The sequence below is a fragment of the Anaerovorax odorimutans DSM 5092 genome (assembly GCF_000426305.1).
Classification (GTDB): Bacteria; Bacillota; Clostridia; order Peptostreptococcales; family Anaerovoracaceae; genus Anaerovorax; species Anaerovorax odorimutans.
On record NZ_AUFC01000014.1, the window covers coordinates 76,311 to 87,626 of the forward strand.

An 11,316-nucleotide genomic window follows, 5' to 3' on the forward strand; every position below is an offset into this window, starting at 1 on the left:
ATTTAAAATGATAAAAAAACTAATTATAACTTTAGCTTTAATAGTTGGAATCAGTTCAACAGTTTATGCTGCTACAACAGCGGGGAACTCATATACAGATGTAAAAAGTACTAACTGGGCATATGACGCTATAAATACAATGTCTAATAAAAGCATTATAAAGGGTTATCCAGATGGAAGTTTTAAACCAAGCAATACATTAACTTATGGAGAGTTTATTAAGATGGCAGTCGTGTCAAGTACAGGCAAAGATGTGGGTAATGCAGAAAAGCCATATAATTGGGCACAGAAATATTATGAAAGCGGAATAGAAAACAAATATTATACAGAAGAATCCATTCCAAAACATAAGCTGGATAGAGAAATCACAAGAAGTGATATGGCACTTATTATAAGCTCAATATTAGGTGATGTAAAAATAGATAATTATGACACAATTCAAGCAGGGGTTACAGATGTAACAGCTAAGACAGAAAACGAATACGACATTATAAAATCCTATGCAAGTGGAATTTTAACAGGCTATGAAGATAATACCTTTAAACCTGATAAAACATTAACAAGAGCAGAATCAGCAGTAGTAATTCAAAGACTTGTTGATGAAAGTAAAAGAGTTATGCCAAGTGAGAAAAAAGAAGAAACTACTCCTATAGATTCAAATAGAGATTATAGCAGTTTAAAAAATCTTTCAAAAAGCTCCACTTCAACATTACCTGTTACAGATATCGCTTCAAATATATATAGTTTTACTATTGGAAATTTAGCTGGTTACCCACCATTATTTGAGCATATAAAATACTATGAAATTATAAAAGATTATCCATATGAAATTAAAAGAGGATATGTAAAAGATGGTTCTCAATCAATAGATGTAAGTAAAGAAGGGAATGCTGGATTAGCAATGTTAATCAAAGATAATCAAATAAATTGTAGATTAATCGGTGTAGAAATGGATAATAGTAATTACGTATCATTTTGTCAATCTAAATCTAGAACACTTCCTGACTTTGACTATATTGCTTTTTACAATAGTACAGACAAAGAATGTGATACTTTAATACTTGTTCAAAATACATTTAAATAGAGAAAGGTGATAGAAAATAAATGCTTATTCTATACAATAAAATATTTAAAAATAGTATAATTTCATTATTGATAACGGCCCTGATTTTATCGGGGCTTTTTTATTACCCTATAAAATCATATGGGCAAATGCAAGAGGTCACAATTCATCATATTAGATTAGATACCGCTGTTGTATTTGTATGGTCAGACGGAAAAAGCGGATGGCAGAAAAATATAGTTCCCAATACAAATTTTTCAAAAGAATTCGTAATTGATATAGGAAAAAATATGAAAAATGTTTCCGTTCATAAATATGACGGATCTAATTTCCCATTTGATTGGACAAAGGATACAGATACATATAAGCAGCATTGGAATCCTACAAATGCTTGTAAAAACGTAGATGATTATGAAAATAATTATATGCCATATTCAGCAATAATAAACAGTGTTGGAGACAAGTCTTCATATAATTCATCGACAGGTAATATGTACTTAAAATATAACGTATTGTTAACTGCAAGAGATGGTGAGCCATATGATGTGAAAGCTATGTTAAACAAAGGAGACAAACAAAAAATACTTGACCTGCTAGGTGATAATCCTCCTGCAGATTTAACTGAAGCGATGGATTTATTTAAAACCGACAGCGCAAAGATAGATCCAAATGTGCAGGGATATTTATATTTTGTACCTATTATTACAGAATATGATGAAACTGCAATAATTGAAATTCCAGATCCAGAGCCTGAGGAAATATTTGCAGAAGTAGTTAATCCTGTTACTGTAAAAACGGGAGAGACCTTTATTGTATCAGATGGATCAAGAGTAGGTTCGGAAACTATTGTTGATAAAGCTGTCCTATATAGAACAGTTAGCAATGGAGCAAAAGAAAAAATAGCAGAATGGCATGGCACAGGAAATAAAGGAGAAAATACAGGTGGCAGTATTGAACAAACTTTTAATGAAGTTTGTACCGTGGAATATGAACTTATTGAAACTTCAATAAACGGTACTGAAGATACTGATACAGGTAAAACAGAAATTAAAGATAGTAGAGAAATGGGATTAAAAGCAATTTTAAAATCCCCATTATATACATACGAAGGACATATAACACCTGTAGAAGATAAATCAGAATTTACTGTAGATGATGTAAATTATTCAGCAAAAAGGATGTATGCCGAAGGACTTGGAAATAACAAATTTAGAGTAGTTGAAGATACACCAAGTAAAGTAACAAGAGTAGATGATACTAATGCAAACATTGTATTTGATAAAAAGGGAACGTACAACATAAAACTAGATATAAGAACAATAACAGATAAAAAGGATAGTTGCACAAACCCTATTGAAGTAAGAAAAACACCATACATAGAGGATTCCCTCGGTGGTGTGCAAAAGCAAAACAGAAGACAAGATTTAATTGCTAATATTGCCACTTCCCCTGAATATCCTGTTGTTAAAACATGGATTGAGATTGAAGATTTGGAAACAGGTGAAAAAATCTGTCATTATTACGGAGCGGGTGAAAATGATAAACTGAATGATGACCATATTAAAACACGTAAAATGGCTATAGTAACAGAGGACAGTGATGAATACTTTACTAAATTTGACCTTGCTTTTTTAACAAAACCTTTGGTTAAGGGTAAAGATGAAAACAGGAAATATAAATACACAATATTTGCAAAAGATGCAAAAGGAGATACAGATGAGGTTTCAAAAGAATTTACAGTAAGACCCGACCTTGCCCCTGAAGCTGTAATCTCAATGGAAAACTCCTTCTTAAGAGAAAAAGGTACAAACATTGCAAAGATAGAAACAGAAGATGCATCAGTTTCCAAAGACGGAGATGAATCAGAGCGTACTTGGAAATATGATGAAGGAATCGTGTTAGAGCCAAAAGAGAATATAAGCGATTTAGAAGGTTATGAAAAGCTTTCTTTTGGAACGGATAAAATAGTTGGGTTTAATAAAACAGGCGTTGGTAAATTTACAATAGGATTAGAATTAAAAGATAAATGGGTAGAGCCTACACTTCCTGAATACATAACAGAAGAGGATTACTTAACAGGCAGTGCCGTTGCCCTTTCGGAAGTAGATAACGTGGCACCAGTAGTCAGCTTAGAACCAATAACCACAATACAAGATAATCTACTTCTTTTGGCAGGCGGAGCAAAAGAATATGATGAACTGGTTAAAAATAAAAACAGCTTTATTCAAGAATTTTTAAGAAATGGCATAGATGCAAACATAACAATCCAACAAATAAAAGATGGAACACCTTCATATATAACAGATATACAGTCATTATATACAGAAACATTTTCTGTTGGCCCAAATGATAATTATGAACAAGATTTTGCAGTTACAGACAATACGTATATATATTATCTGTTAAAAACATGGAATGGTACAGGAGAAGGAGATTACCCAACAGTACCTTATACTGTCCATGCAAAAGAACCATACAGTAATACAGATAAATGGATATATACTACAATGGATTCAGAAAAATTTACAATGGGGCAGGATGACACAGATACATATTTGTATCTCATATATAAAAATAAAACTGTAATATTAGATAAAAAGACAGGCACTTCCTTAGGAACATTGCCACTTGCAATAAATGAGAAAAACTTTTTAACAGATAAATTTATTTACACGCTAAAAGGAAATGAATTATATCAAATATCTTTAAAAACTTTAAATATAAAAAAAGTTCTTAGTGGAGTAAACAATCCAAGGAGAATAGGAAATAGTCTGCATTATGTATACGAAGATAAAGGAGAAGCAATATCAAGAGTAATTTTCAATTTGAAATCACAGAAAATTAAAATGGAGCAGCTTATAGGAAAGGAAGACAATCCTTATTATGATGGAACTTTGTATAAATATGTTGGAACAGATGGATTAGGAAATATTTTAATATATAAAGCAATAGGAGGAAAGGGAGACACGCAAGGGGGATTCTTTTTATATGATATAAATAATAAACTTAAAAAATCAGTAAGGTTTAATTCTATATCAGGAAAAGATAGCATAGTCCCCATTATGACAGAAGATGAAAACGGCGAGTGCAATATTGCAGCAATTAAATCAAAAGTCCGTTATAGTCAAGGAACATTTATAGTCATGTCTGCCTTTAATTTAAATACTGGCGCCATGGCAGAAAATAAAACTAATGGTCAGACTAATACTGTTCCTGATATATCATTTGAAACAAAAGGGAAAGCATATTTTATATTTTTCGGTGATTTTGCATATACAAATACAGGACAGCCTGTTTATGATCCTCATTATACATATACATATGATGGAAAAAGTTCAATGACCAAAGATGTCAATGGACCATGTAATTTAGATGTGGAAGAAGGAGGGCATGCATCAAGCAGATTTTTGGTTTCTGTATTTGGAGATAATAAAATTAATGGTCATTTAATGGTTAAAGCATTAGGTATGCCAAGAAGTAAAAGCAGCGAAGTAACAGATACAATAATGAAATTTGCTAGCGATAAAACAGAATATCAAGATGAAATGAATACACTTATTATATCAGACAGAACATCAACTGAATTTGGTGACAGCATTATATCTAATGCAATAGACAGAATAAAGAAAACAGGAACAGAATTTATTGCAGGAGTCGGAGATAATGTAAGTAATTATGCAACAGATATGGCACAAAATGCACAGGGTTTGATTGTAACAGGAATTAAAGATATAAAAGAAAATCTTGACAAAAGTATATCAAAAGTCATATCCGAAAATGTAGTGCTGCAAAAAGAAAAAGCACAATCTACTTTGCAAGTTAAAGTAAAAGGAGGAACAGAGACAGGGACAATAACAAAAAATATTAATCTTCAAACCGGTAAAAAATATTATTACGAATACAATTTAAAGAAAGTTACAGAAGGTAATGAAACAGCAAGTACTGTAAAAAGTGAATTAAAAGCAGACTGTTCATCAACAAAATCTCCATATAGTGAAAAGTTTATATCTAAATATTATGTTACTAGAATGTATGAAGAAGATTTTAGTGATTCTAATGTTGATAGTTTTTTTAAATTAGATAATTTTTTTATGGAAAATGGTTGGGGTGGAGAATTCCACCAATCAGCACATTCATATACTAACAGTTATTTAAGATTTACTGTTCCAACTGGGCAAAAAGCTGTTATTATGTTTGATTATAAAATATTTAACGATAGCGATAAATGGGATGGATTAGGAATATTTTTAGATGATAAAAGAATTACAGACAAAGATTATTATGATAATTATGGATATGAATCCGGTTTTTACGAACACAAAAGTATTTTAACACAAGGGGTTCATGAAATACACTGTTCTAGTTATTATTGTAATAGTCATAGTGGAGATTATTACGCCGCTATAGACAATCTAAAGGTAGTATTTATAGCGGATGAATCAGCTACATCTAAAATAAATAGTGAAACTAAAGAATTAACAAATGATTGGGAAAAAGTAAGTGGGGATTTTGAGGCTCCTTGTGCTATTAGTTATTTTGGAGGTATTACATTAGAAAAATTTAATAAAAGCATTTATGCTTATAATATTTATCCAGAAGAAAAAGATTTTTATGAACTGTATATTCCATCTAGTAAATTAGCGTTTGTTAAATTAAAAGCCAGTTATTGGAAAGGTACGTATGCGACACGGAGTTCGTCTTTAAGCCTATCAAATGGTGATACATATCACAATTATGATGGGTGGATAGATTTAGGGTTATTTTCAGGATATATAAGTGCAACTACTAACTATAATACAGGATCTTCTAAATCTTATAAGCGGTACTACCAAGGAATAAGTTATGCGGAAATAACACAATGTGAAAATTTACCTCCAATAAGGAATAATAAATATTTTAAAAATGAGGAAGAAAGCAAAGTATTTATACAAGGAGATACATTCGATGGTAGTGCAACATTAAAATTAGAATTCCCATCGGGAGAAAAAGATACGAAATATCTTCTTCAAAACTTAAGAATTTACTATATAAAAGATGGAAAGAAAGTATATGTAGAAGATAAATATATAACAAGCACATCGCAAATGTCAGATTGGAATACATCTTCAAATATAGATTTATCAATAGTTAAAGATGTATTGGGAGAAGAAGATGATACACATTTAGTATATCGTAAAGGACAGCTTGTAAAATACAATATATTCTACAGTGATTATGAAAACGATCCGAGTAAAAAACAATACTGGAAATATATCCATGAACCATTTAATGACGGACCTCATCCTGATGCAGCTGTTATCGTAGATGAAAACGGTAATCAGGTGGGAGGATCAGGTAAGATTTTAAATGAATCAATAGACCGTTTTTGGGTAGATGGAAAATATACAGTACAGCATTGGCAGGAAGATAATACAGGAAATACAGATTATGATAAGCTTTCCAATGTGGCAGAAATAACCTTTTACGTAGAAGGAACAGGAGAAGCACCGTGGATAACATATATTAAAACCATACCAAGTGTGGTAAAAGAAGGAAAAATATATCAGCTTCAAATTGGTGTAGATGATAAAGAAAAAGACCCTTTAAGACTAAGAACAGAAGTATATAAAGAAGGAAAACTTGTATATACACACAATAAAACAAATATACTGGCAGATTCTGTGGGAAATTATCCTGCTGTAATAACGGGGAATGCACCAATTGCAAAAGCAGGGGTGTATGATGTAGTCTGCACAGTAAGAGATTGGTCGGGAGCAGGTCTTGGCACATATAAATTTACAGTAGTTTCAGACGGAAAAATCACAGGCTATGTAAACCATACAGAGCAGTGGAATATAAACAGAAAAAAATATAACCTAAAGAAAACAGGGAATGAAGAAAAGCCAAGGGGATACAATGTATTTTGGAGCGGAGAAAAGTTTATGCTTCAGTCAGCTGTAGCAGGAAATGCTGACCTTGTTACATCACAAATAGCAGGGTATCCAAGCTATAAAACAACAATGAAAAACAGTGGGAAAAAGAATTCAAAAGGAGAGTGGATCTACACAGGAGAAATGTGGGATAAATCAATGATAAACAAATGGGGTAGAAAAGCACCACAGCCCTTAACCTTTAAGTTTACTGCTTACTACTCAGGAGGTATGACCAAAACCCATAATGTAGAGATTATTGTGGACAGCCAAGAAGATTACTGGCAGCTGCATAGGTATTTTTAAATTAAAAAATTAAATAATGTGATTTTAAAGGAAGATTTTTAACATTTGTTTTAGATTTTCCTTTTAATTTTTATAAAGAATAATTTGATAGTATTTTATAAACATAACTATAGATATATTAATTTATACCAATACTTCTTTTTTAGTAACTATTTATTTTTGATTTTAAGTCTAATTTTTCCCTTACTATTTATTATTATAAAATAGTTTCTTGAAATTTTTTTTTTATGTATATTAAATAAATGATTAATTGTAAAATTAATGTTTTATGATAGTTTTTATTATTTAGAACATATAGTATAATAATTTTATTGGTTGTAAAAAATTGATAAAATTCAGTTTAATCTTTTAGTAAAAGCAGTTTAATAAAAAGTAAATTATAACAATAATATGAAATATAGTGCATTATAAGGAGAAAATAATATGAAAAAAAGGATTATAGGAATAGCTCTTCTGGCTGTTTTAGCAATCCTACTATTTGTATGGGAGAAACCAGTTGTATGGGAGAAACCAGTAAACGTATCAGATGAAAATTCAACGGAAGCTTATTATCTTTCGATTAAGGACAAGGATGGATTCTGTATAAAAGATGAAATTCTCTATGCTTATTTAGGAAACGATAAAGAAATAATAATTCCAGAAACTGTTACAGAAATATACACTTCAGCTTTTTCCGGTGATTTCGGGCATGGAGAAAATTTAGAGCAAGTTATAGTGTCTGGTACAGTTAAAAAAATAGACAATGGTGCATTTGCTTTTACTTGTGCTAAGAAAGTTATGGTGGAAGAGGGAGTGGAAGAAATAGAAGAATGGGCCTTTGGAGACAGCTATATAGAAGAAATTTGGTTTCCTTCTTCCTTAGAGAAAATCGGCAATGGGATTATGGAAACGGAGGAAGGGCTTGATGGAGCTCAAATTCATGTACCCAAAAATTCGAAGATTAGTCAGTATTTTGAACAGAATATGCCATATGGGGAAGCAGAACTCATTTACGACTAGGGGCATAATCCGTCTAAGTATAAGTATTAAAAGCTAATATCAGTAAATTCCTGTGTAATGGGTTTTACTGCATATCTATGAATTATGATAGAAATAAAGACATATCAATAAATCAAATAAATAGTATTTTAAGGTTAATTTAGGTAAAACTTTTATAATGTAAAGCATATACTGGTTATCCATAAATTGATTAACCTGTGGATAAAAAAATATATTTTATTATAAAGCATTTATAAAAGGTTGAAATATAAAGGTTTTAATAAATTTTAGTTATTCACAGGTTATGTTGGATAGAATTGTATACAATTTTAAAACATATGTGGAAAAATATCATAAGCATTAAAATTATGGGAATAGGAAGCTGTTGAAAAGTGTTGATATTTTTACAAGTGTTAGGTTTACATAATAAAATTGCTTGTGGTTCTCTAATAAATTGACTTGAAAATAGTACCGTAACTCAAAAAATCAAGATGATAGTTAATTAAATTCCAGGAGGTGAGGAGATGAAGCGTTGCATTGTAATTGCCGGAATAGATTTTAGATTACAATTAAAATAATAGGAGGATTTGTAATGTCTATTTCGGAAGAAAAAATATATCCACGCACAGGTGATACACAAACTATTTATCTAAAGCCTGTTATTACCAACTCCAACATTAAGATTGGTGATTATACAATGTATAATGACTTTGTAAATGATCCGATTAATTTTGAAATAAATAATGTTTTATATCATTATCCTATCAATCATGATAAATTAATTATTGGTAAATTTTGTTCTATTGCTTGTGGTGCAAAGTTTGTTTTTACAAGTGCCAACCATACTTTAAAATCTTTATCTTCTTATCCATTCCCTTTGTTTTGGGAAGAATATGGGCTTGAGCAGAAAAATGTTACACAGGCTTGGGATAACAAGGGGGATATAATTATTGGCAATGATGTATGGATTGGGTATGAAGCGGTTATTATGTCAGGCGTTCATATTGGAAACGGTGCAATTATTGGAGCAAGAGCAGTTGTAACAAAAGATGTTGAACCATATACAATAGTAGGAGGTGTGCCGGCAAAGCCAATTAAAAAGCGATTTCATGATGATATAATTAAAAAATTACAATCTATTTGTTGGTGGAATTGGGATAAAGAAAAAATACGTAAAAAAATAAATGATCTTATGAGTGGAAATATAGATAAATTATAAGAGTTAGCTCTAGTGGAAAACAAAAAACAATAAAAACTAGAGGCATTGAGATAGAAAAATCTTGGTGCCTCATTCTTGTTGCTTCAGCAATCTATTATGTTTATAAACTACTGTGTCAGTTTCATTCAAAAAAATATTGAATACAATTTCATGCTATGGTATTATAAAAAAATCTTTATATAAAAAACTATCTATTTAAAAATGAAAATTTTCAGGGAATGGGGATTATAAAAAAATAAAGAATATAAGGTAAAATAAGGAGAAAAAGAAATGGAAAAAGATTGTACTCGCAGTAAACTGCGGCAAAGCAAATTTCTTAGTAGGAAAAAAGTTTTAGTAGTTCTTATTATAGCTAGTCTATTTTTACAAGCCCAGGTTAATATATCCTCAGCAATTGAATTTGGAACAAATCAAACGGACATAGAGGTTGGTAATACTTATAATTCTTCCACATATGATACACCGATGATTATTGGGGATAAAGTTCTTGTAACATGGGATGCTACAACCGATGATTGGGCAACGTATTCAAATTTTTGTAACCTAGTTGATGCAGATGGAACGTTAAGTTCGATACCACAACCAACTATATTCCCTAGAACTGATGATTCTTCTGATACAATAGTTTATAAAGGGTTATCAAATGGAAACATATTAGTATATTGGTATAGTTCTTCATCTTCAAAGGGGTTTACAGATACTTACTTTAAGATAATTAATCAAAATGGAACGGAAATTGTACCGGCTACAAAGATAAACTCTGAGGTAGGTTCTTTAAATAGATATACACAGTTTGCAGAGTTGTCAAATGGATATTTGGCTTTTGTTTGGACAACAAGCGGTACTGATTATGCATTGAGAAGATTTTCTATTAGTGGATCCACAGTAAATGCAGAGGATTCATCACAGATTTCTCTTACAAACTTAGCCGGTATGTCCGGTTCCCAATATAATTATAGAATAGCAGCAAATAACGATGGTCAATTTATGGTAGTGATGTCACAATATGATTATTATTATAGAGGTATGATTTTTAATGATGCATCTCCAACTCCTAATCAAGTGAGTGGACAAAATGCTTTTGTTATTTCAGATCGTGGAGAAACTGATAATTTTATTACCGTTAAACTTTTATCCAATGGAAAGTTTTTGACAGTTTATAGAAAAATACCAACCAGTGATACAAGCAATAGAAGCATAGCTTTTAGGATTTATAATGCTGACGGTACTCCTGATGGAGAGGAAACAATTGTGAGACAAATTCATTCTTGGGGATATATTGATGAGCCAATTATTGTAGATGGAGGTTTTTTACTTTCTTATTATTATAATGATGGTACTGCGATACCCTATTTTGAGTATTATGGAAATGATGGCACTTTTATAAACGACTATACGTCAATTTTACCTACTGTAGAAGGTAACTACGGAATTGCATTACCTTTTACGGATTATGATGGCAACATATCATTTTTAATTAATGATAGCTCCGACAATAGTAATTATGATATTCGCCTTTTAAGAAATGAATCAAGTACAGAAATAACAGGATTCGATGAAATTGCAGATGTAAGTGCAGGATATGCAGGGAATGCGACATATACGACTTCTACCAGTGCAATTGCAATACTGCCAACAGAAGTAAAAGCAAACAATAATACAGTAACAGTTCCGGTGACTACATGGGCAGACACGGATTCATATAATCCTAACGTAGCAGGAAGTTATACATTTACAGCAACACTTGGAAGCTTGCCAACCGGATATGAAAATACAGGAAACTACACAGCGACAGTTGAAGTAGTGGTAACAGCAAAGACAGAAATCAGTGGATTCGATGA

Annotated in this window: 5 protein-coding genes; all 5 read left to right on the plus strand. The window is 31.2% G+C overall.

Annotated elements, in window-relative coordinates; all coding sequences use genetic code 11:
* The first annotated feature begins 7 nt into the window (after positions 1–7).
* Complete coding sequence (locus tag K292_RS0106525) at positions 8–1,084, plus strand: S-layer homology domain-containing protein (protein WP_027399164.1); 1,077 nt, start codon at positions 8–10, stop codon at positions 1,082–1,084.
* Positions 1,085–1,104: 20 nt separating this feature from the next.
* On the plus strand, positions 1,105–7,278 hold the full coding sequence (locus K292_RS0106530; RefSeq protein WP_027399165.1) for a hypothetical protein: 6,174 nt from the start codon (positions 1,105–1,107) through the stop codon (positions 7,276–7,278).
* A gap of 423 nt (positions 7,279–7,701) precedes the next feature.
* Positions 7,702–8,277 (plus strand): leucine-rich repeat protein, encoded by a 576-nt coding sequence (locus K292_RS0106535; RefSeq protein ID WP_027399166.1) that lies wholly within the window; start codon positions 7,702–7,704, stop codon positions 8,275–8,277.
* A 571-nt stretch (positions 8,278–8,848) separates the two neighbouring features.
* Positions 8,849–9,475 carry a CatB-related O-acetyltransferase gene (locus K292_RS0106540; RefSeq protein ID WP_027399167.1) on the plus strand — a complete coding sequence of 209 codons (627 nt, stop codon included), beginning with the start codon at positions 8,849–8,851 and terminating at the stop codon, positions 9,473–9,475.
* Positions 9,476–9,745: 270 nt separating this feature from the next.
* The coding region (locus K292_RS0106545) for an Ig-like domain-containing protein (protein WP_027399168.1) at positions 9,746–11,316 on the plus strand (1,571 nt) is incomplete at its 3' end.

What these genes read in the sequence shown, in the direction of transcription:
- K292_RS0106525 (WP_027399164.1), top strand. Translation starts at nt 8, where the DNA reads ATGATAAAAAAACTAATTATAACTTTAGCTTTAATAGTTGGAATCAGT.
- K292_RS0106530 (WP_027399165.1), top strand. Translation starts at nt 1,105, where the DNA reads ATGCTTATTCTATACAATAAAATATTTAAAAATAGTATAATTTCATTA.
- K292_RS0106535 (WP_027399166.1), top strand. Translation starts at nt 7,702, where the DNA reads ATGAAAAAAAGGATTATAGGAATAGCTCTTCTGGCTGTTTTAGCAATC.
- K292_RS0106540 (WP_027399167.1), top strand. Translation starts at nt 8,849, where the DNA reads ATGTCTATTTCGGAAGAAAAAATATATCCACGCACAGGTGATACACAA.